Genomic DNA, 22,174 nt, shown 5'->3' on the forward strand with positions numbered 1-22,174 from the left:
ATGCGAAATTGATGGCATAAAGCGCACGGGCGCTTTACTCTCCCAACACATGATTCGCCTCGATCCCGCGACCGCCAATCCGTTCGCGCCGCCGACCGCCCCCTCCTGGGCGCTTGCCGCCGGCGGCGAGCCGAGCGACGCCTGCGCCGCCTTCCAGGCCGGCGCCGCCTTGGCTTCACTCGACACGCTTGCCCGCGCGCAGCCGGCCTGGACCGGCGCCTGGCGCCAGCGGCTGGCGCTCAAATGCGCCGTCGCCAGCATGCGGCTGACCGGCCGCGCCGAGGATGAAGCCGCCCTGCGCGACGCCTGGCAGCTTTGCCCGGCCGGCGCCGATCCCGGTCCCGCAGGTACCATTTTTGGCGCCTGGCGCCAGCTGGCGCTGCAGCCACCAGCGGTCAGCGTCGATCGGCTCGAAAAGATCGTCGACCAGCTCGGGTTGCACTGGGACGGCGGGACGCTCGCTGACCTCTGCACGCAGATCGAAGACGTGGCGGGGTCGCAGCGGCCGGCGCCGTTCGCCGCAGCGGCGGTCGCCGCCCGCGTCGTCGCCATGCGCCCCGATGCCGAGCTTTTTGGCTGGTGGCTCTCCGACCTGGTGCTGGCGCAAACCCTGCGCTGGCCGCGACCACTGCCGCTGCTGATGGCGCAGGCTTTTGGTCCGGCCTTCCGCGCCGAGGCCGGCGGCAAGCGCATTCGACCCGGACAAAAAGGTTTTGAGCGGGCGGTTTGCGTCGCGCTGGTTCAGGGAGCGGCCGAGGCCTGCCGGCTGGCGGGCGAGCTGTCGCGTCGTGCCGAAAAACTTATGGCTGCGGCGCCAAAACTCCGTGCCAAGGGCGCCGGCGACGTGATTTTTTTGCTCCTGAATGAAGATGCCGTACCCGGATCGCTGGTCACAAAGAACCTGTCGCGTTTTGCGGCGCGACGGCTGTTCGAACGGCTGCAGCAGCTCGAGGCTGTTCGCGAGCTGTCGGGCCGCGCCAGCTTCCGGCTGTTTGGGCTGTAGCGATGAGCCAGGCCTCCGTCCGCCGCAAGCCAGACGATCAGCCGGCGTTGCTTGACACGGAGCTCGAGCACCTGCCGCCGGAGCTGCGCTGGCGCGAGTGGATGGGCCGCGTCGAAGCCGTGATTTTCGCGGCCAGCGAACCGGTGCCGCGCGAGGTGCTGACGCGGGTGGTGGGCAGAAACTGCAATCTCGACCTCGTCATCGACGACATCCGCGCCGAGCTCGCCGGCCGCCCCTACGAACTGGTCGCGGCCGCCGGCGGCTGGCAGCATCGGACCAAAAAGGTCTTTGGCGACGCCATCCACGCCGCCTTCGGCACGCCAGCGGGGCAGGGGACAAAAGAGCTGACGCAGTCGGAGGCGCTCGTCTTGATGTGCATCGCCTATTTCCAGCCGATCACCCGCGGCGAGCTGTCATCCTTCTTCGGCAAGGAGGTGTCGCGCGATCTGATCGGCGTGCTGCGTGCGCAGGAGCTCATCGCCTCAGGGCCGCGCAGCCCACAGCCGGGCGCGCCTTACACCTATGTGACGACGAAAAATTTCCTGTCGCAGTTCGGGCTCGACACGCTGCGCCAGCTGCCGGATTTCGAGGCGCTCGAGGACGCTGGCCTGTTGTCGAAGGAGAAGCTGCTGGCTGGCGACATAGTGCCCGAGGTTTCCAGAGAGGGTCGTGCTGAAATCGGCATCGAAGAATAGGGGGCATATGCCAGGGGCAGGAAGATCTGGCCGCAGATCTCGGTTTTCCCAGAGAGTTTTCTCAACGGCGCACAATCCGGATAATGCTGCATCAGGGCGGACTGGGCCAGCCCGAGGTTCTCGATGTGCTGTTTGACATTTCTGGCTTTCTTGTCTCGGAATCCTCTCCGTTGCAGAGGCCCAAAAACCAGACCCCTGCTGCACCGTGGATTTCAGCTGCCCGCCGGCACCCGTTTCGCCATCATCACTGCCGCCACGTCGAGGTGAGCGTCTACTGACGAATGAAGCGACCCGGGCGATTGCCACGATTGTTGCAGATAAACGTGTTGCCCGTGCTTTCACTGGATAGCATGACCGAGCCGCGCCGTGGCTGAAGGACAGCGCCTACAGCACTCGTGAAATCGGACCATGACATGCCTCGCGGACGCTCGATAACGAGCGAGGTGCGGTGCGGTAGAACCTGCGCATTGAGACCGAGCCTGCGCAACATTCTCGCCGCAACGCGAATGTTGTCGCGGATGACCCGGTTAAATTCGGCAAAATACCTCATCTCTCACTCTTCCTCTTCGTCATCGGCCGCAAACGATATGGTGACGGATGCTAACCCGTTGTTGGAACTGAAGCCCACAAGTACGCCCTGGCGTGCCAAGGCCTTCCTTATCGCCTTGATCGTATCGGGCCGACCTTCTCGTCCCCGCTCCACGTTGGAGACGGTCGCGGCCGATACGCCAGCGGCAGCCGCAAGTGCGGCCTGGTCGAGGCCGGCTAACATCCGGGCTGCGGCATAGGTTCGACCGCGGGCTTCGGCGTTCGTCAGACTGAGGGGCATCGCTTTTGTCTCTTGCCAAATTAGTGTAATTCCACATTCTTATAAAGAAGGTACAAGTTATGTGAATGCAAGCTATATAAAATCGCGTGTCTTCACACCTATCACATCAACCTGCAGAGTGGGATCAGCCCCCTCGCAGACTGCGCGGATCGATTCCGGGTCCACCATGACGGGCTTCGTCGGCCTCGTCAGGGGAATGGAAAGGGCGTGTCTCGGTTGCCGACAATGGCGAGTTCGCTCGAGAGGTCGGCGAGTGGATATGCGACAGGTGGCCACTTCACCCTCGCGCCGAATCTTGCCCCGGACAGCGAGCTTCGAGGAAGAGATTAAGCAACCCGACGAAAGATTCTGGCAGTTGAGTTATCTGGTTGTTGTCGATAATTAGTCTTAGAACTAGCTCGATATTAGGTTGGCCGAGTAGCCAATAAGGACCTCGCTCTGCCATCCGTGAGCTTTGTGACAGCCTGTGCATTGATACGGGTGTGATAAGATATTTGGGGGCGGTGACTTGTCGGAAGAAATCGGGGGCGGTGAGACGGCCAATGACTGGGCCTATCTCTGGGACCAGATCAAGAGGCGCACATTCGAGCCGGTCAAGGCTGTACCGTTCGTGATATATATTTTACTGGGCATCGTCCTGTTCGGCGGCCTGGGAATATGGACTGAAGCACTCAAGGTCATCATATCCGACAGACCGCCTGAACTTGCCGGGCTTTTGACTGCGGTTATGACGTTCTTTCCGACGCTGATTGGATCGACCGCTATTCAGCTTGTATTGGCGTCGTCGCAGAACAAAATCCTGATGTCGTTCGCGCTCTTCATCCTCTTCGTCTTCCTTGCGGTAGCCATCCTACTTCCCTTTTTCAGCGCTTCGCATCCATGGACGGTCCTGACCATTGCATCGATTGCGTCAGTCTGCGCCATCTGGACATGGTGGTTCACCAACTCGACCGATCCGATCTATCGGCACAGGGTTCCGATCGATGCACCGTCTGGTGGACCGACGAATAACCCGCTGAAAGGTAATCTCTCTGGCTTCCAGGTTTGAACGCGCCATGATCGAATATCCCTTTACAGCTCCTGCACTTCCCGTTGATCAGCCGATCGGCACATTCTACGTGACCGTTTTACCGGCGGAGTTGCTACTACAGGTCGCCTCGAGCGATGTGATGAGCGCAGCCTTGAGCTCGGACGGCGTGGGCTACGTACTTTCGGGCACGCAGCGCTTGGTCCAGGACAAGCGCCTCGTTCAAATCGCGGACTACATCGATCGGATCGACTCAGCGTTTCCGAACTCGATCATTCTCGCGGCTAATTATAATCGCGAGGTCGGGCTCGATCTTGATGAGCTGGAAGCGATGGAGGAAGAGGAACGCGAGGAAACAGACGAAGCGGCTCCTGTTGGCGACCTCTCAAAAGCTTGGACTGTTACCGAGAAGCCGGATGGCTGTTTACAGATAACGATTCCGAGCGCTGAAAAGCTCGCCGCTATCATCGACGGCCAGCACCGTCTGTTTGCATTCGCGAAAGCCGACGCGGCCTCACGGCTCGATATGCAATTGATCTGCGCGGTATTCATTGACCTGCCGAAGGCGATTCAGGCACAGATTTTCGCCACGATCAATTCAACCCAGAAGCCGGTCGATCGCAGCCTCACCTATGAACTGTTTGGTTATAATGTCTCCGACGAACCCGAGGATTTTTGGACGCCCGACAAGCTTGCCGTGTTCCTGACCCGCAAGCTCGCCACACAATCATCGTCGCCTCTTATCGGCAAGATCGCCGTCTCGCCGAAGCGCGACGAGGCGCTTGTCGCGCTCGGCCAGCAGGCTGCGTGGAAGGTTTCGACTGCGGTCGTCGTCGACGGTATCCTGCGACTGGTATCCTCGAACCCGAAGCGTGACACAAATGCGATGCGGACATCGCGCGCGCAGCCCCGCTCGGTACTCGCGCGGGGTCCGAAAGACAAGGCGCCGCTGCGCAGCGAATTCATCGGGGTGAACGATGCGCTGATCTACGCGATGGTGGAGAATTATCTCAAGGCCTGCGCCAATCTCTTCTGGCAGGCGCCGGCGCCGGGCTCGTTCATCGTTAAGACGGTCGGTGTCCAGGCGCTGTTCGACATCTTGCGCAGGATCGCGCCGGAGGCCTATGAAGCCGAAGACCTGCGTGTGCCGTTTTTCGAGAACCGGTTGCGGCCAGCCGCCGCGATCAATTTTGCCGATGAACGCTTTCGCGTGCCCTCAGGGTCGGGGCGATCGATCATCAGGCGGGCGCTGGAAATGGCACTGGGGCTGTAGCATCGGGTCATGATCTCCGGGTACGACGACGGTATTCGGCGCCGGGTTGCGGGGTAGCTCAGGGTCTGCTGACGAGTAAAGTCTGCCAGCTCACCTCGGCGCGGCCGAGCAGGTCCGGCTGTGCGCCCAGATTGGTCACCTTGAGTTCGTTGACAGTCGCCAGCCTGCCGACTTCGTCGGCATCGACGGGCCAGATGCCCCGTTCGGGATCACCCGGCCCCATGCGCAGACTGATGTAGATGTTGCCGTTCGGCGCCATCAGCGCCACGATCTGCCGGAAGGCCTGCGCCCGCTCGGCTGGCGGGATGTGCATCCAGACCGCGCTAAGCAGCACGATGTCGAACGTTTGACCCTGAACCTTGGCGAGGCCCGGGAGCGCATCCGACAGCCAAGTGATGCGCGGATCGCCGTGAAGGGACTGCGCCAGTTTCAGCATTTGGGCTGAGGGATCGACCGCAACGACATGATGGCCCCGCAAGGCGATCGCCGCCGCGTCGCGGCCCGTGCCAGCACCGATGTCGAGGATCCGCAGCGGTGGCTTGCCCACCAGCATCTGCGCTAGTGCCGGGTGCGTATTCTCGAACGAGATGCCTTCATAGCTATCGGCCAGGTCGACGGCATGACGATCATAGTAGGCGATCGCCTGGTTGCCGACTGTTTCGGCCTGAGAGGGTTTGTTCGCTGTCATAGTCACCATGAGTAGCACGAAGCTGATGAGCGCCGCCAATCCGAGCAGCGCCTGGAAGATGCGACGCACCGTCTCGTTCCCGGTCAGCCACGAGGTGCCGGGGGCGGACACATGGCCCGCGGCATAGGTCGCTTTCGACCAGTGGAGATACTGGGCCATGATGTAGCGGAGCCGGTGCAGCGTCAGCATTAGGCCGATATTGCCGCAACCGGCGAGGAAGAGCAGGCCGGCGGCGAAATAGGGCGTGTCCTTGACGGTGGAGACACCGAACCAAAGCCCGCCGGTCAGCGTCATCGCAATCAGCGGGATCTGCCACATCAGATTGTTGAGCGAACGGAAGGTTTCCCAGTTCTGGTTGTAAGCCGCCAGCTGCAGCGCGTTAGCCTGCTCGTCGCTCATCGCGCCGTTGCCATGGCCGTTCCCCGCCAACTGGCGGGCTCGAACTGGCAGCCGATCACTGGTTGGTAGATGTGGCTCATCGACATCTTCTGATCGAGAAACGCCAGCAGGCGAGGATACCCTTCCGAATGGCTGCTTTTTTCCATGCGCTCACCCTCTGAAAATGCCACAGCCATCTTGGCACGGCGTGGCTTTAACAGCCATGGCCAGCCTGTGTAGCCCTCAGCGCACAATGGCAAAGCCGGTCCGCCGCGGCCAAGGCTCGAACTATGCACCAGCGAAGGCGTAAAACGAGCTCGCGTCCGCACCAGGCCATGCTATAGGATCGTCAGGCAGAAATGGAAGTGAAAACGCTATAAAGAGCACACTTCCATTTATCGTGAGTTGACTTCCGCGCGCTTAGCCAAGTAGGGTTCTTCCTCACGCGGGAGCCTTTCGATGGACGGCAACAGCCTAGAATTCACGGCCATTCGTGGTGTCCAAGCGGGCAGTGCCTATTTTGTAATCATGGTGCCACTCAAGGTTGTGCCGCGGCTCTTTAAGTTCGACGATGAGGCGATGCCGCCCGAGCTCCGCGCGCAACGCGTCCTCAACAAGGCGCGTGTTCCGGCCATAGCCAACTACATCACCGCCAATGCCAGCGAATATATTCTTTCTTCGCTCTGCGCGTCGATCGATGGGGAGATCGAGTTCGAGCCGGCCGCCACCGAAGGCCCGCTGCGCAAGGTCGGCCAGCTGCGAATCGACATGGGCGCGACGATCCTGATCAACGACGGCCAGCACCGCCGCGCCGCCATTGAGGACGCTGTTCGCGAGCGCCCGACGCTTGGCGACGAGACCATCTCCGTGGTCGTCTTCGTCGACAAGGGCCTGCACCGGTCGCAGCAGATGTTCGCCGATCTCAACATCCATGCGGTCCGGCCGACGAAATCGATCAAGATCCTTTACAACCACCGCGATGCCCTGGCTGGCCTGTCGCGCGACGTCGTCCAGGCGATCCCGCTGTTTCGGGATTTCACCTGCTACGACGGAACGAGCATCTCAAACCGCTCGATCAAGTTTTTTACGCTGAGCAGCCTGCATCAGGCGACCGGGGAGCTGATCGGCAAACCCAAGTCGGGGACTATCGATGCGGAAGACAAGGCGCTGGCGATCGCATTCTGGAACGCGGTTATCGCCCAGATGCCCGACTGGCAGCGTGTCGGGACACGCGAGGTGTCCTCGTTCGAGCTCCGCCGCGACTACATCCACGCGCATGGTGTCGCCGTCCTGGCGATCGCGAAGGCCGGAGCCCAATTGATCAAGTCGCATCCCAAAGATTGGGCCAAGAGGCTGGCCAAGCTGCGCATGATCGACTGGGCGCGGGTCAATCGCACCTTATGGGACAACCGCGCTCTGGTGGCCGGCAAGGTCAACAAGTCGAAGAACAATGTCACCCTGGTGACCAACGTGATTGTGCGGGCCCTTGGCCTGTCGCTCGATCAGGAGGGTCAGCGTGTCGAGGATCTCTACGCACCGACGGACTTCCCGATGAAGGCGGTTGGCTGATGGCGCGGACATCTATGCTCGACGGCGACGGCCTTGACGACCGCTACCGCGAAATCCAGCAGGTCTATTTGTCGGATAGTCGGCCCTGGGTGGTCGGATACTCAGGCGGCAAGGACTCGACCTGCGCATTGCAAATGGTCTGGAAGGCGCTTTTGGCCCTGCCACCCGAGCAGCGCCAAAAGCCGATCTACGTGATCAGTTCCGATACCCTGGTCGAGACGCCGGTCATCGTGCGCTATATCGACGTGACGCTGGAGCGGATCGAGAAGGCCGCGGCCGAACAGGGCCTGCCGATCAAGACCGAAAAGGTCATGCCGACGGTCGATCGCAGCTTCTGGGTCAACATGATCGGTCGGGGATATCCGGCGCCGTCGCGGCGCTTCCGCTGGTGCACTGAGCGGCTCAAGATCGAGCCGGCCAACGATTTCATCAAATCCAAAATCGCCGATTTCGGCGAGGTCGTGATGATCCTGGGCGTGCGCTCGTCGGAAAGCGCGACTCGCGCGCAGGTCATGTCGTTCCACCGGATCAAGGGATCGCCTCTTTCGCGGCATTCGTCGCTATTGAACGCCTTTGTTTACGGACCGATCGAGGCGCTCACGACCGATGACGTCTGGACCTATTTGCTTCAGAACCCATCGCCTTGGGGCAATGACAATCGCGACCTTGTCGCGATGTACCGCAATGCACAGGCAGGCGAATGCCCGCTGGTGGTCGATACCACGACCCCGAGCTGTGGGAATTCGCGCTTCGGATGCTGGGTCTGCACCGTCGTCGAACGCGATCGGTCAATGGAAGCGATGATCGATTCCGGCGAAGACTGGCTTGAGCCGCTGCTCGAATTCCGCGATCTGCTCGCCGAGACCCAGGCGCCCGAAAAGAAGAAGCTTTACCGCGATTTCAGGCGTCGCAGCGGCCAGGTCGCCTTCATCAAGGGCACCGATACGCCGGTGCCCGGACCCTATACGCTGGACTTCTGCAAGACGCTGCTGCGCCGACTGCTGGAAACGCAGATCCGCGTCCAGCGCGAGGCGCCTCCGGGCGATGAGACCCTGCTTGTCCACGACGCCGAGCTGCATGAAATCCGGCGGATCTGGCGCGCCGAGCGCGGCGACTGGGCGGACGCAGTGCCGCAGATCGTACGCGAGGTGCTTGGCCGGGATCTCAACTGGATTGCCGAGGATTCCGTCACTTTCACCGCCGATGATAGCCAACTCCTCGATGCGATCTGCGCCGATCACGAGGTGCCGACCGAGCTTGTCATCAAGCTGCTCGACGTCGAGCGCGCCGCGCATGGATTGAAGCGCCGTCACGCGGTCCATACCCGCATAGAGGATCTGTTCCGGCAGGAATGGCGCGGCCTGGACATCGTGCTTGCCGAGCGGCTGTCAGGCCGCCCCGCGGTCGAACTGGAAGGCGCCGAGTTTGACGAGGAAGGAGAAGGGACGCTCGCTTTGATCGCGACACGCGAGGGTGATGCCGAATGATTTTGCGGAACGTAGTACTTGAGAATTTTGGCCTCTATGTCGGAACGACGGAAATCGACCTTGTGCCGCGCAGCCGGCGGGGCGATGCGTGCCCAATTGTGCTCGTTGGCGGCAAGAACGGAGCGGGCAAGACCACGTTCCTGGAGGCCGTCCGCCTTGCCCTATATGGCCGGCGCGCGCTGGGCGCGCGGGTCGCCCAGTCGGATTACGAAGCCTATCTGCGCGGCCGGATCAATCGCCACGCTGGGAACATGGCCGCGGCGGTCGGACTGGAGTTCGACTATGCCGAAGCCGGCGTCGTCCATCGCTATCGGGTGCGCCGCGAATGGTCGGTGCGCGGTAAGTCCCTCGTGGAAAGCCTGCTGCTGGAAAAGGATGGAACGACCGTCACCTCGGTCCCGCGCGAGGAATGGCACCATTTTCTGCAGGAGTTGATCCCGCCTGGCGTTTCGCAACTCTTCTTTTTTGATGGCGAAAAGATCAGCGAGATCGCCGACGGTGAAGCCGAGAACGAGCACCTCGCCGAGGCGATGCGGGGACTGCTCGGGATTGACCTGGTCGGTCGCCTCCGTGCCGATCTCGGCCTCTATCTGGCGCGGCATCTGCGCGACGGTGATGGGGCGTCGACCGCGAAGCTGCTGGAAGCGGTCAACCGCGAGATCGCAGCCGCCGCCCGGCGCGCCGAGGAGATTGGCGATGCGGTGGCCGAGCTGGTGTCGGCGCGCGATTCGCAGGCTCGCCAGGCCGAGCGGGTGCGGCGCCAGTTCGTCGCGGAGGGCGGCGACGTTGCCCTGCACCGGGCACGAACCGAGGCGGAACGCGACGAGGCCAAGCGGGGCATCACCCGTTGCGAGCACGAGTTGCGAGACCTGTCGAACAAGCTGCTGCCGTTCACCCTAGCGCCCAAGCTGGTCGGGAGCTTCCGTGCAGCACTGGCACAGGCCAATGGGCCCGAACGGCAGCAAGGCTCGCTGACGCTTGTGCGGGGCCTACTGGTCGCCTGGCGCGCCGACAAATCCGCACAGCGGCAAGGCAAGTGGGACGCCAAGCACTGGTCCGATCTCCAGCATTTCTTCGATGCGCAGTCGCGACCTCACACGCAGGTGCAGAGCCATGCCGCCTTTCGGGAAGTCGGCGATGGCGCTGCGGCACTGGGCCGGCTGGCCGAGGTGGAGTTGGACGTTCGTCCGCGCGCACGCGCCTTGCTCAAGGAGCTAGACGCGCTAACCGCGAAGGCGCGGGCGCTCGATACCGCGCTTGCCCGCGCCGACAATGCTGCGGCCGGGGTGTTGCTCGATGAGCTGCGCTTGGCGGAACAGAAGGTCGGAGCGACCGAGGCGGCGCTCAACTCGCGGCAGGAAGAACTCAAATTGCTGCGTGGCCAGATGGTCACCCTTGATCGCGACCGGCGACGTCTCGAAGACGAGCAGGCCGGTTCGGCCAAGGCGATGGAGCGCTCGGAGCTTGCCGCGCGAACCGCGAAAGCGCTCGCCGATTATGAGAAGCGCCTGCTTGAGCATAAGCTGGGTCAGCTCCGTACCGAATTTGTGAACTGCTTCAACCGGCTCGCACGCAAGGCGGATCTCATTGCCGATGTGCGGATCGACCCTGAGACATTTGCGACAACCCTGATCGACCGAGGGCACGGGGAGATACCGAAGTCTGCCTTGTCCGCCGGCGAAAAGCAGATCTACGCTATCGCGATGCTCTGGGCGCTGGCGCGGACGAGCGGCCGGCCGCTGCCCATGATCATCGATACGCCGCTCGCCCGGCTTGATTCGGAGCATCGCGCGAAGCTCACTGGTTACTATTTCCCCGCCGCCTCGCACCAGGTGATTTTGCTGTCAACCGACACCGAGATCGACGAGGCCTTGATGCGCGATCTGGCACCGAGCGTGTCTCACGCGTTCAGGCTCGACTATGACCATGAGGCCGGACGGACGGTGGTGTCGAACGGCTATTTCGCGAGCGGGTTTGCGGGGAGGATCCATGCACTACAGCAAGCTTAAGATCTCCAGCGACGCGACGAGCAAGCTGCGCTCGCTTCGACAGCGCACCGGGATCACGCCCAACCTGCTCTGCCGCATGGCGATCATGATATCGCTGGAAGAAGGACCACTAGGCGGCGCAGCTACACTCGACGAAGACGGGTCCGAGTTCAACGCCTATACGCTGACGGGTGAATATGGTGCTCTGATCGCCGCATTGCTGCGCTGGGTCGAGGAAGGCCAATCGGGAGACAGCGAGCTGGGCGACGGGGCGCTCCTCGACCGTCTGCGCGGTCACATCCATCGCGGTGTGGGCACGCTGGCCGTGCGCGCGAAATCGCCGACGGACTTGCTCCGGCTCGTACCACTGGAGGCCTGACCGCTGCGATGGACAGGATCTATCTCGACCACAATGCGACGACACCAATCGATCCCGGCGTGATCGAAGCGATGGAACCCTATCTCCGCGAGATATTCGGCAATCCGTCGAGCGTGGTGCATGAAGACGGTCACGCGGCGGCGCGCGCGATCGCCATGTCTCGCGCGCTTGTTGCCGACGCGATCGGCGCGCGCGAAAATGAGATCGTCTTCACCGGCAGTTGCACCGAGGCCGACAATCTCGCGATCTTCGGCATGGCGCGCGCCAATCCCGGCAAGAAGCATTTGGTAACGACGGCGATCGAGCATCCCGCCATACTCGAGCCGGCGCGCGCCCTGGAACGCGAGGGCTGGCGAGTTACCTATGTGCCGGTAGGTGAAGATGGCCGAGTCTCGGTGTCGGCTATTGCAGACAGCCTTTGCGACGACACCGCCTTGGTGTCGGTTATGGGGGCGAACAACGAGGTGGGATCGCTCCAGCCGATCCAAGAGATTGGCGCTCTGTGCGCGGCGCGCGGCGTGATCTTCCACACCGATCTGGCGCAGATCGCCGCTTATGGCGATATCGATGTGGAGCGCGACAATATCCATCTCGCCAGCCTGTCCGCGCACAAAGCCTATGGCCCCAAGGGGATTGGCGCGCTTTACGTGCGGGCGCGGCGACCACGGGTTAAGCTCACGCCCATACTCTTCGGTGGCGGCCAGGAGCGCGGTCTGCGGCCCGGCACTCTCAACACGGCCGGGATCGTCGGCATGGGGACGGCGATGGCGATCGCGAAGCGAACAGCGAAATCCGAGGCAGTGCGATTGTCCAGCCTGTGCACCACCTTCCGCGACGCCGTGCTGGAACATGTGCCCGGAGCTTTGCTCAACGGTCACCCGACCGAGCGTCTGCCGAACAATCTGTCCTTCTCGATTCCGGGACTAGAACCCCTGGCGTTGATGCGCCGCCTGCGCGACCAGCTGAGCTTTTCCGCGTCGAGCGCATGCGCGACCGACAAGATCGAGACGTCGCACGTTCTGCTCGCCATGTTCGGCGACACCGAGCGCGCGCGCGGGGCGTTCCGGATCGCGCCGGGTCGGTTCACGACCGAGGCGCAAATGAGCGCTGCCGCCTCGCTTATCATTGAGGAGTGCACGCGGCTGAGGCGATCCGAGCCGATGCCGGCACGCGCGACCGCCTAGGCCAGCGTCGCCTTTACAACGGCGTCCCCGATCAGCGCCGTGTAACTCTGGATGAACTCTTCCGCCGTATAGGGCTTCATGTCACGCTGTTCGGCGAGATATTCATAGCCACCGCTTGCATAGGCGTTGAGCCGCCGCATCCCCTGCTCGGTCAGGCTGTTCGGACTCTCGGAATCGACCAGCCGCTTGAAGAGCGCGCGGACCTGCGCCTTTTCGCTGACGTCGATTCCGCTCTTGCGGAGCTCGGCGGTTACCAGCAGCCCTATAATTAGGCGGCTCGCCGGACGATAATCCTCGACGAATTTCTCGACCAGATCGGTCGCGGGATGCGCCGCGCCGGCCAGTTCGGTGGCGCGTCCACTGGCGAGACCCGCGAGCAGGCACAGGTAAAAGACGTCGAACTTGGTGCGGAACGGCGGCGCGTCCGCGATCTCGGAGAACCAGCTTTGCGCGTCGGTGCGGAGGCGAAAATAGGCCATCCTATTCGTCCTCCTCATCGGTGACGTCGAAGCTCATGAAATAGTCGCTGCCCTCGACGACCACGGAATGGTCATTTTGGGTGACGCCGGTCGTCGGAAGCGAGGGAAGTAGCCGTGCCGTCCCTGGGGTCTTCCGGAACATCGTCAGATAGCGGATCTCGTCGGTCGCGCCCGCCAGCGCGGGCACGAAGCCCGGCAGCTCGGTGTTGATCGTGAACGCGACAAACTGGCTGCAAAGCTCGGGGATCAAGGCACCGACGCGGCGCCGCCGGCCCATGTCCATCGGGTTGGCCGGGCTGTCGACGACCAGCGGGAAATCGTTGTTGCCACGGCGAAGCGCGCTCATCAGGAAGACGTAGCCCGCAGCCAGCACCTGCGCGGTGCTGCCCGTGCCCTGACCCTCCAGGCGGATGGAACGATCGATCCGGGCGATCGTCAGCGGATCATTGGCGAGCACTTTCTCGAGGCGGGAATTGCTGAGCGCAATGAGTTCGGCCTTGATCTTCAGTCTGGCAAGCTCCTTGGTGCGCGCCATGATGCCTTTGACGACATCGGTCTGCTTGCGGAGTGTCACCGTCTCAGTGATCTCAGAAATCTTGCTTCCGAAATCCTTAACCTTCTTGTCGATCAGCTTGAGCGAGCACGGGTCGGATGCGCCGTCCTTCTCGTCGTCGGCATCAATCTCCTGAACGAGCCGCGCGCACTCGGCATTAAGCTTGGTCTGCTTGTCGAGCTGCTGCTGCCATGCCCTCAGCTCCTCATCGCCCTCGTCGATCAGTTTTTGCTGAAGCGCGAGCACGGTCTGCCGTGCCATTTTCTGATCTCGGCGGGCTCCTCCGAGCTGCGCTATCGCGCCCGCAAGGCTTTCGGCGGGTGACTGGGTCTCGGACGAGGCGGTGAAATCGCCAATGTCTTGCTTGATTGCGTTGATAACGCCGGATTCCGATGCGTCGAGATAACGAAGCGATCGGATCCCGATCTCATGCTTGGCGCCGGGCGTCATCTCCCGGCCGCAGATGCACTCGTCTTCGTCGAGAAGCTCGTTGAAGAACTGGGCCGAGGTGTTCTCGGGTAGGCGCAGATTGTCGAGATTGTCCTTGAGAGCGATCAGCGATGCGGCGAAGGACGGGTGGACGGCCAGCGGCTGGCGAAGCGCCTGCATCGCATTGCCAGCCGCGACAACGAGTGCGCCATCCGTCCGCGTCATCTCGATCTTGGCTTCATTGAACTGTTCACGGGTCGATCGACCGGTTCCCAGACGCTCTTCGATCTTCGCGCTCAGATCCGCCATGTCTGCGGCGGTGTCGCGCACCTGGCCCTCGGCCTTCGCCCTTGCCTGGACAATGATCCCGCGCCGCGCGGTCATATTGGCAAGCTGGGTGCGCAGACGCGTCAGGGCGCCGTCGCTCTTCGCCCCTGCCTGCTTGGTCCGCCGCGACCATTCCTGCTCCACGAAATCCTCCACCTCATCGAGGAGATAGAGCTGGCAGAGCGCATCGATCGCGTCGTCCGCCGCCGTCTGCCGCTCGTCGAGCAGGCGTGCGGCAAACTCGCCGTTGAAGACGAACAGGCCGAGAAATTCCCTGGCGAGAAAGCGGCGCACGAGTGGTGGCGGCGCCCAAGATTGGACCACGCCGCCGCTGCCCGGATTGGTGGTCCGATAGCGCGCAGTGCCCATTTCGAAGTCGAGGACCAGCTCGATCGACAAGGGCCGACCATCAACGAGCAGCGACACGACGAAGGTGCCGAGGTCGCGATCATCGCCCTTGCGGCGATAGCCTCGCACCATCTTCTCGTCCCACGACGTCGCGACCCCGCTCAGCGTCGCGATCAGCATCTCAAGCGTGGTGGTCTTGCCGGTGCCGTTGGGCATCTGCAGCAAGGTCACCTTGGGTGTCGCGGGCGCAGGCCCGATGAGATCAATGACGACATCGGGACAGCGCAGTCCCGATGTTGACCATCCGGCAATATCAATTCGCACTCGGCGGTCCCTCCAACTGAACGGCTTCGCGGACATCCTCGTAGCGTTGGGCCTGGTCTTCCTGCGCGTCGTCGCCCTCGGTCATGGCCTGAAGCCATGCTTCGAGCCGGAGCGACAGCGCCCGCGGTTGACCGCTTTCCTCGACGGCTTCGCGCAATGCGGCCGCCAATGCGGAATCAAGTGCCATGATCATCTCCTTTCCGTACCGTCGCGAGCTCCATAAGCCACGCGTTGCGTTCCTGATCCGCGTTCGGGATGGCGTCAGCTTCACCTCCCGGTCGCACGAAGTCCACCACAAGTGCGCGCTTGCCGAGATTAGTCGGGTCGATCCGCAAGCAGCGCCCGATCCGCTGGATCGTCTCGAGCTTGGCGCGTGCGGAGGCGAACAGGATCACCGCGTTGAGTGAGCGGATGTCGATGCCTTGCGAGATGCGATGGCAGGTGATGAGGCAATCGATATCGCCGCGCGCAAAGGCGATCAAATGGTCGCGATCATCATCGGCATAATAGGTGCGGTAGCGGTGGGTGCGGCGATGGATCGAAGCGAGGATGCGCTCACCATATTCGATCGTCTCGACGAACACGATGCTGCGGTTCAGGATCTCCGGGGCGACCCGCAGATGCTCCTCGAAGATATCGGGCTTGGCTTCGGCGGTCTTGTAGACCTTGGCGATCTCGGTCCAGAGTTCTTCGTTCCCCATCGGCCGGCCTTCGCGGAAGCGCGCGGCCTTCTTGGCATAGACGAGGCGAAGCCGCTCGCGGTCGCCATCGGTCAGGTCATAGGCAAGCGGCCGATAATCGAATTCGCTGAGCACCCCGCGCGCGATCGCCCTTTCGAGCGGGAAGCGGTACAGGGTCGGTCCTAGTTCGCTGGTGATGAACTCATTTCCCTCGGCGTCATAGGCGCGGTCGGGCGTGGCACTTAGACCGATGCGCCAGCCAAATGCGGCATGCTGGCCTGCCAGGCTTGCCACCAAGCTCGGCGTGCCGAGCCCATGAACTTCGTCATGGATGATGAGTGCCTTGGCCTTGATTCGGTCGGGCAAGCGCGGGAGCAATCGGGCGAGTTGCCCGCGCGAGACGACAATGAGCGTCTTTTCCGGATCAACGAGGAAGTCGCCCATCTCGTGATTTCCTCCGAAATGACGATAGATTAGCCATTTCGGACCGCCATCCAGATTCCAGGCGTCGAGCTCTCCCGCCCATTGCTCGAGCAGGTCGGTCCCTTCCATCGTGACGATGGCGCAGTTGATCGCGCCCTTGGAAACGAGATGAGCCAGTATTTTGATCGCTGTCCGTGTCTTGCCGGTGCCGGTCGCCATTTCGATAATGCCCGCGGGATTTTCCAGGAACGCCGCCACCGCCTCGTCCTGATGACGCCAGCGCGGATCGACTTCTGCAGGTTCGTCGGACTTCTCCTGAGGCGGCGGTTCGACGAACGGCCAATCGGCATTCTGCCGCAGCCTGTCCAAGATCTTCGCCGACGGCGTAACGACGGCGAGACCGGCTGCTTCGCCCGCCCAGGTTTCATCGAACTGCTCGGCCTTGGTAGCGACGCGGTCCTGTTCGCCAAGCAGCCAGTCGCAATAGACATCTATGCTCTCATAGTTGCGGCTATGGCCGCCGGTCGTCTCGTTCGCCGAGCCGGTGAAGGCGATCCTGCCACCGCCCTCCAGATCAAAGATGCCGAACTTCTCATGGAAGATGCCGGGTTCGTCGAGATGCTCCGGAAAAGCGAACTTCAGCTCGAGCCGGTCATTGGCAATAAGCCAGGCGAAGACGCGCGCACGGATCGCGATGTCGTTGGGTGAGAGCGCAAGGTCGGCAATTTCTTCCAGGATGCGATCGACGACGATCGCCCGGTAGGCGGCACGCGCGTGCTCATCGTCGAGTGTCATCAACGTGCGCCGGTCCGCCTCGGAGATCATCGGCGACGAAATAAGACGGATGGACAGCATCTTGAGCGCGGCCCGAGGAAGCCCATCGATCCAGGCGAGCAAAGCAGTGCTGGAGAAATATCCAGCGGCACGACGATAGAGACTGGCCTCCCGAATGCAAGGCGCAAAAAAATCGTCGGCGAGGCTGTCGTGGCCGCTCCGGTAGTGACTCTTTGGATGAAAGCCGGTGTGCTCAGCCCCCTTAGTCATTCAAGCCCCGATGCCGCATCATTCCTCGAGCAACCAACGTAGCAGGTCCTCGCGCTTCTGCCTCTCGGCAGATTGGCGGCTCTCAGCCATAATGGCGTCGAGCGGATCGATCACCATACTCCCCGATGCGATCGGGGCGCTGCCGCGGCCTTCGAACATCTCGGCAAGCCGGCCTGGCTCGGGCCAGCCCCGCATATCGGTACCGGCGGCGCGTATGTCATCTTGCAGCTTCAATCCGGTACCGTGGTCCCAAGCCAGGGTTCCGGTTGAGGAAAGCTCGTCTATCATTTGCGCGAACAAGTTCTCGGCTCGATCGGTTGCCCGATGCGGCCTCTGCCAGGCCGAAGGATCGGCGCTGTCGCAGTGCAATGCGCCGAGGGCCAACAAGATCGCCATGACCGACGCAGCTGCATGACTGTCAATCCGCCGTCCCGCCATGCGGTTCACTGCCATCCAGTTGAGCACACCAGCGTTCACGGCTTCGATGCAGGCCGCGAGAAGGCGATCCAGCTCGGGGCGGACATAGGCGTCCTGACGCGGGGCATCGGCAAGTTCAAATCGGCCTTCGCGCCGTGCCATTTCCTGCCAATGCGTTCGCTCCGACGGGGAGATCGGCCAAGCAGCGATGTCCGCGACGGCCAGCAGCGAGCGAAAATTCTCTGGCGCGCCGTGATGGCGACCCCACCGTGCGAGCGCAAACTCACCTTCGAGCGACCAGAGCGGGAATACATCGCGACGCTCGCCGGCGCGGCGCGCAAGCGCCAGCAGGCGCAGCTGATTATTGTCGAGGAGGTAGGGCGGAGGTGTAACAAGGAGCTGGTCGGGCGATGGGACCTGATGATGCAGGCCATAGACGCCTGGCAGGAGCCGCACAAAGATGTGGGGATTGCTGAGCAAAGTCGGCCCGACGCTGTTCGACGAGCGGCCGGGCGGGAGGACGTCCTCGGCATTCTGGTAGAGCGTCAGGAGCCGCTCGGGTCCGCGGCGTTCTAGTGCCGCGATGAGCGCCTCTGCGCACGTCTCGCCATCGTCCTCCGCATTCTGTTCCTCATACGGGGGGGAGTCATTGCGGACATACGCTTCAGGATCATCCAGCATAGGAGGGTCGCCGCAGGCCCCGATGCCAAACCAGACCTGATCAAACGTTTCTATGAAGAGATGCGGCGCCGCCTGCATCACAATGTCCGCGTCGCGCGCAGAGCATGGATCGGTCGGACAAAGCTGGTGATAGCGTGGGATCAGATGCTGGGCGGCAAGGGGGGCCGACGCCGAGACCAACAGGCGGTGCAGACCGAGCGCACGGCGCATTCGCGGCCCCGGCTTCGACTGGACGACATAGCCCTGTTCAAGTTCGAGGCCGAGCTCGATTCGGAGCGCTGCTTCGATATGCAGTCTATCATATCCGCCAGCTTCAGATAAGGAGCGCGGCAAGGGTAGCTTGAGCAACGCACCGAGGTCGATGGCGGCGGTCCGGGTCAGGTCTGGGTCTATCGGTGCGCCGATCCAGCCATGAGCGGCGCGCGTCGCTATGGCCGACAGCCAGGTCCGGGGCGACGTTTCGACCAACTCCAATCCTAGTTGAAGGACACCATCGAGTTTGCGCAATGCGCCATCGGCCTGTCTGTCAGAAATCCATCCGCGACCCTCGCTGATCTGCAACCAGCCGGCCAGCGCTGCTGCGATATGATCCGCGAGCGGAATGCGCCGCATACGCACCCGCATGCGTTTTAGAGCTCGCTTTTCGATCTGGCGGATGCGCTCGCGTGTCACGCCATAGTCGGATCCGATGTCCTCAAGCGTCTCCGACGGCGTCTGTCCAAGGCCAAATCTGCGCTCAATGATGAGGCGATCGCGCGCTTCGCATTGGGTGAGCAGCCAGTCGAGACAGGCTGCGAGCGTTTCGAACTGCGGGACGTCGTCGGCCACCTCATCCGCATCCGCTGCGTGATTCTCACCGAACAGGGCTTCGCAGGTTCGCGCGATCTGCGCCGGCGGCACGCCGTATTCAGCCAGCAATCGTGGCGTGAGTCGTCGCACAAGCCCCGCCATTTCTTTGACCGACGTCCTGCCAATATTCGGTCGCGTCCGTAGGGTTGCAAGGAAGTCGTCCAGTGCAAGGGCGACGGTACTGAAGCGCACCGTCCGGAGGTCAGGAGCGGCCAAGCCATTTTGGAGCCGGACCGACAGAAGCTCTCCTTCGATCGCCTGGGCGAGCGAAAGGTGCTCGATCCCTTCGAGAATTTCCTGAGGGCTGGGACCATCCCGCGCCGGCGTGATGATTTCTGCGGCAGCGGCTGTGACGTCTCCGGTCGCCTTGATGAGCAGATCGAGCTCGCGGGCGGACTTGGCGCCGAAATGCCGAACGTCGCGCATCATGGTTGGCACGGCCATCGCTCCCGCCGCCAGATAGTCACGAACCGATGCGAACGGCAGGGTGCCGGCGTTGGCCGCGGCAACGACGGAATTGTGTAGCCGCACGGAGGTATCATGGGCGAGAACAAGAGCCACCAGCTCGGGTGAGTTATCGTCGGATGCGCGCACGACCGGGGCTTGGGCGGTCACCGGAACCGGCTCGCCACGCTTGAACGCCGCGCCAATCTTGTTGAATCACGCGTGAGGCAAGGCGCTGCTCGTATCGCGGATTGCAATTTCATGCGGCGTCGCGCTCGCTGGTCCTCAAGCTCTCCAAGAAGCGGTCATAGAGCCGAGCGATATAGATTATCCGGGCGGGCCGCCCCTTGCCGCGATCGGATGGGTTCCGTTCGAAGATCGCCTCGGAAAATTTGTCGAGTATGGCGACGGTCACGACATCAGCGGAGGCTGGGTTGAGCGCGTATTCCCCGCTGTCGACCGTTCCCAGATAGCGATTGAACGCCTCGATCCGCTTAGCGGAAACGGCCGGGTTAAGCGCGTCGTCGCCGAGCGAGGCTTTGAGCTTCACGACTGAATTCAGCCCCTGCTGCACGGCCTCATCGAACGCCTGCCCGGCGTTGACCGAGAGATCTGCTTCCGGAAAATAGGGGCGTAGCCGCGCGACGAAATCATGGACGTTGACAAAATCCCCGACATTTTCCTGCATCCGTGCGGCGTTCGCGGCGAGCAACCGGGTGATCGCGGCATCGCCCGACCGGGTCAGATGGCCGAGCGTCTCAAGAAGACCCTTTTCGGCTTCGCCAGGGCCGCCACCTTCCGGCTTGTAACCAATATCATGCTCGATCTCGTTCCAGACGTGCGCCATCATTGAGCACACCTGAATCTCGCAGCTCGTGCCGCGCAAATTCTCGTAATGTCCAACTAGATCGTCTTCCCGAAGGAAGACCTGGCAATGGGTAGCACGATAGAATTGGTAGCTGTTGACGGCCAGCTTGTCCTTCTTGTCGACGAATACCTCAGCACCGGCTTCGCCCTCGAACAGCCTCCTTATTTCCTCCGTAACCCTACTCTCGTCTTCCGGGCGGTACGTAGCAATCCGCACGCCCGCGAAGTCGCCGACGCCGACGAATACGTCATCAACGCTTGCATAATCCTTGTCTGGCCGACGCGCGAACCGCTTGAGCTTGCCCTCGAAACTTCGCACGGTCTTCGTTCTAAATGTCACCTGCGCCCGGATCGCGTTGTCTTCGACAATGTTCGACCGGCAAATGTCCGACACGCGCGCAGCTAACTTCAGATACCGATCGCGCTCGCGATCATAACGCGCGACGGCATCGTGGATGACTTTTTCGGCAATCGACACTTTATGGTCCCCCCTCCCCAAGGTGCCTCAAAGAACTTAAAAAGTCGAGCTATGTGGAGCCGGTATGACTTGCTTTCGTATAAGCTGCTGTCGGCCGTCATCGGCTTTACCATGGCATTGCTCGACTCCGCCAACTCGGCGGGCCTGCTTCCCGGTGGCACTGCAAGGCGCGGCGCGTTTTTGGGAAACCATCCAGCGCCGAAACGCGTCAGCTTGCGGTATCGACCTTTATGGCAGATCCAGAGGTTTTTTCCAGCCGGTGATGACGCTGACGGAAGTCGAGTTCGGACATGCCATATTGTGATGTTTCGTCAATGAGCGCCCAAACCTGCTCGCAGCGCTTCGCCGTATCGGCGTCAGCACATATCGCGCGGTAGATTTCTTGAGCCCGCTGCCAAAAATCATACCACTCATCGCGCATCTTGTCGGTGACATGAATTAAGTGTCTGGTCGCCGCGACCATTCCTTTTCCGCGTTCCCGACCTGTTGGCCGTCCCAGGCAAGAAGCGCGCCGGATCTGATCGCGTAGAAGTAGACCGTGGCAGCACCGTAAAACTCTAAAACGCGACGTGCCTCAAGCAGCCCTCTATGTTCTCTTTTTGTACTTGGAAAGTCGCATAAAAGGCAATCTGGTATGACGTCCGAAATTATCTGTCGTCGGCGGGAGCTAGAGTCAAGAATTATCTGTTCGTTGGCCGGACGCGCTAAGTCGATGATATCCCGCTGCTTTCGCGCGAAGAGGTTACCAATGCCCTTCGGACAACAGGTTACCAATGTGCCCCAACGACAATTAATTCCCGACTGGCCTTAAGGAGATGTCTTGATTGAGCTTATTCCGGCTCCGATTGGTAACCTTAACGCCACCTAATACGCGCATTGGTAACCCCCCAGCGACAGGTTTGGTAACCCTCATCGACCAAGGTCCCGCTCTGCGCTGCCCCCACAATCGCGTTGTGACAGAAGGCGTCAGCATTTCAGCGTGGGCACGTGCGCAGGCTTCAACGTCCTGACTCAATTCCGGACAGCGACAGTTAATTCCGGACGGCACAGCGGAACTCCAGTCTAAGATCGCTTTCCCGCAGAGGGGGCACCTGCGAACCTTGTGCTCTGGAAAGCTCAGGGCGTGATCGCGCCTGTTCATCGGATAACAACTTCATCATGACGTCACCTCGGAGGACGAGAAGCGATTGTTGACGAAGGGGGTACGAGCTGCCGCGGTCGTTTACCCGGTCGAAAGGACCGAGTGTGGAGAAAGCTCTCCATCATGCAAGGCGAGAAGGTGCTGGCGTACTTCGTTGTCCGCTGCCGTGAGCCAATGAACACCGGCACGG

At 61.8% G+C, this 22,174-nt stretch carries 20 protein-coding genes; 9 read left to right on the plus strand and 11 right to left on the minus strand.

Going from position 1 to position 22,174, the window contains the following annotated elements; all coding sequences use genetic code 11:
* Nucleotides 1-49: 49 nt before the first annotated feature.
* Nucleotides 50-1,003 carry a DUF1403 family protein gene (locus tag CK230_RS27020; protein ID WP_095795938.1) on the plus strand — a complete coding sequence of 318 codons (954 nt, stop codon included), beginning with the start codon at nucleotides 50-52 and terminating at the stop codon, nucleotides 1,001-1,003.
* Between the two features lie 2 nt (nucleotides 1,004-1,005).
* Nucleotides 1,006-1,698, plus strand: a complete 693-nt coding sequence (locus CK230_RS27025; protein ID WP_095795937.1) for an SMC-Scp complex subunit ScpB — start codon at nucleotides 1,006-1,008, stop codon at nucleotides 1,696-1,698.
* 271 nt (nucleotides 1,699-1,969) lie between these two features.
* On the opposite strand, the gene CK230_RS32765 is transcribed toward CK230_RS27025, so the two are convergent.
* Both CK230_RS32765 and CK230_RS27030 read right to left on the minus strand, forming a co-directional pair.
* Entirely contained in the window at nucleotides 1,970-2,248 is a 279-nt protein-coding gene (locus CK230_RS32765; protein WP_141246111.1) for a hypothetical protein, read from the minus strand.
* 3 nt (nucleotides 2,249-2,251) lie between these two features.
* A complete protein-coding gene (locus CK230_RS27030) occupies nucleotides 2,252-2,527 on the minus strand; it encodes a helix-turn-helix domain-containing protein (RefSeq protein ID WP_095795936.1) in 276 nt (91 codons plus the stop codon).
* A 508-nt stretch (nucleotides 2,528-3,035) separates the two neighbouring features.
* Here CK230_RS27030 and CK230_RS27035 point away from each other — a divergent pair.
* On the plus strand, nucleotides 3,036-3,575 hold the full coding sequence (locus CK230_RS27035; RefSeq protein WP_095795935.1) for a hypothetical protein: 540 nt from the start codon (nucleotides 3,036-3,038) through the stop codon (nucleotides 3,573-3,575).
* A gap of 7 nt (nucleotides 3,576-3,582) precedes the next feature.
* Nucleotides 3,583-4,827, plus strand: coding sequence for a DNA phosphorothioation-associated DGQHR protein 1 (locus tag CK230_RS27040; RefSeq protein WP_176480232.1), 1,245 nt, complete (start codon nucleotides 3,583-3,585; stop codon nucleotides 4,825-4,827).
* Between the two features lie 58 nt (nucleotides 4,828-4,885).
* Here CK230_RS27040 and CK230_RS27045 read toward each other — a convergent pair whose 3' ends face one another.
* Together CK230_RS27045 and CK230_RS33275 are read right to left on the minus strand one after the other, a co-directional pair.
* Complete coding sequence (locus CK230_RS27045) at nucleotides 4,886-5,914, minus strand: class I SAM-dependent methyltransferase (RefSeq protein WP_095795934.1); 1,029 nt, start codon at nucleotides 5,912-5,914, stop codon at nucleotides 4,886-4,888.
* Complete coding sequence (locus tag CK230_RS33275; RefSeq protein WP_176480233.1) at nucleotides 5,911-6,060, minus strand: hypothetical protein; 150 nt, start codon at nucleotides 6,058-6,060, stop codon at nucleotides 5,911-5,913. The genes CK230_RS27045 and CK230_RS33275 overlap by 4 nt, the downstream gene beginning before the upstream one ends.
* A gap of 292 nt (nucleotides 6,061-6,352) precedes the next feature.
* Here CK230_RS33275 and dndB point away from each other — a divergent pair, with 292 nt between their 5' ends.
* The 5 genes from dndB to CK230_RS27070 are packed head-to-tail and all read left to right on the plus strand — an operon-like array spanning nucleotide 6,353 to nucleotide 12,500.
* Nucleotides 6,353-7,462: a DNA sulfur modification protein DndB gene (gene dndB, locus CK230_RS27050; protein WP_095795933.1), complete on the plus strand. Its 1,110-nt coding sequence runs from the start codon at nucleotides 6,353-6,355 to the stop codon at nucleotides 7,460-7,462.
* A complete protein-coding gene (gene dndC / locus CK230_RS27055) occupies nucleotides 7,462-8,949 on the plus strand; it encodes a DNA phosphorothioation system sulfurtransferase DndC (RefSeq protein ID WP_095795932.1) in 1,488 nt (495 codons plus the stop codon). Before dndB ends, dndC begins: the two co-directional genes overlap by 1 nt.
* A complete protein-coding gene (gene dndD, locus CK230_RS27060) occupies nucleotides 8,946-10,958 on the plus strand; it encodes a DNA sulfur modification protein DndD (protein WP_095795931.1) in 2,013 nt (670 codons plus the stop codon). Before dndC ends, dndD begins: the two co-directional genes overlap by 4 nt.
* On the plus strand, nucleotides 10,939-11,316 hold the full coding sequence (gene dndE, locus CK230_RS27065) for a DNA sulfur modification protein DndE (RefSeq protein ID WP_095795930.1): 378 nt from the start codon (nucleotides 10,939-10,941) through the stop codon (nucleotides 11,314-11,316). The genes dndD and dndE overlap by 20 nt, the downstream gene beginning before the upstream one ends.
* Before the next feature lie 8 nt (nucleotides 11,317-11,324).
* Nucleotides 11,325-12,500: an aminotransferase class V-fold PLP-dependent enzyme gene (locus CK230_RS27070; protein ID WP_095795929.1), complete on the plus strand. Its 1,176-nt coding sequence runs from the start codon at nucleotides 11,325-11,327 to the stop codon at nucleotides 12,498-12,500.
* On the opposite strand, the gene CK230_RS27075 is transcribed toward CK230_RS27070, so the two are convergent.
* From CK230_RS27075 to CK230_RS27105, 7 genes are all read right to left on the minus strand, one after another.
* Entirely contained in the window at nucleotides 12,497-12,979 is a 483-nt protein-coding gene (locus CK230_RS27075) for a hypothetical protein (RefSeq protein ID WP_095795928.1), read from the minus strand. The genes CK230_RS27070 and CK230_RS27075 overlap by 4 nt on opposite strands.
* Nucleotide 12,980: 1 nt before the next feature.
* Nucleotides 12,981-14,960 carry a hypothetical protein gene (locus CK230_RS27080; protein ID WP_141246112.1) on the minus strand — a complete coding sequence of 660 codons (1,980 nt, stop codon included), beginning with the start codon at nucleotides 14,958-14,960 and terminating at the stop codon, nucleotides 12,981-12,983.
* A complete protein-coding gene (locus tag CK230_RS27085) occupies nucleotides 14,950-15,153 on the minus strand; it encodes a CxC ATPase DNA modification system associated small protein (protein ID WP_245430072.1) in 204 nt (67 codons plus the stop codon). The genes CK230_RS27080 and CK230_RS27085 overlap by 11 nt, the downstream gene beginning before the upstream one ends.
* Entirely contained in the window at nucleotides 15,137-16,858 is a 1,722-nt protein-coding gene (locus CK230_RS27090) for a DEAD/DEAH box helicase family protein (RefSeq protein ID WP_348626540.1), read from the minus strand. Before CK230_RS27090 ends, CK230_RS27085 begins: the two co-directional genes overlap by 17 nt.
* 267 nt (nucleotides 16,859-17,125) lie before the next feature.
* The gene (locus CK230_RS27095) at nucleotides 17,126-19,669 is read right to left on the minus strand and encodes a sigma factor-like helix-turn-helix DNA-binding protein (protein WP_245330162.1); all 2,544 of its coding nucleotides are present in this window, start codon (nucleotides 19,667-19,669) and stop codon (nucleotides 17,126-17,128) included.
* Nucleotides 19,670-19,757: 88 nt separating this feature from the next.
* Entirely contained in the window at nucleotides 19,758-20,843 is a 1,086-nt protein-coding gene (locus CK230_RS27100) for a RelA/SpoT domain-containing protein (RefSeq protein WP_095795926.1), read from the minus strand.
* Between the two features lie 208 nt (nucleotides 20,844-21,051).
* Nucleotides 21,052-21,306, minus strand: a complete 255-nt coding sequence (locus CK230_RS27105) for a hypothetical protein (RefSeq protein ID WP_095795925.1) — start codon at nucleotides 21,304-21,306, stop codon at nucleotides 21,052-21,054.
* Between the last annotated feature and the right edge of the window lie 868 nt (nucleotides 21,307-22,174).

The organism is Mesorhizobium sp. WSM3859, assembly GCF_002295065.1.
Lineage (GTDB): Bacteria > Pseudomonadota > Alphaproteobacteria > Rhizobiales > Rhizobiaceae > Mesorhizobium.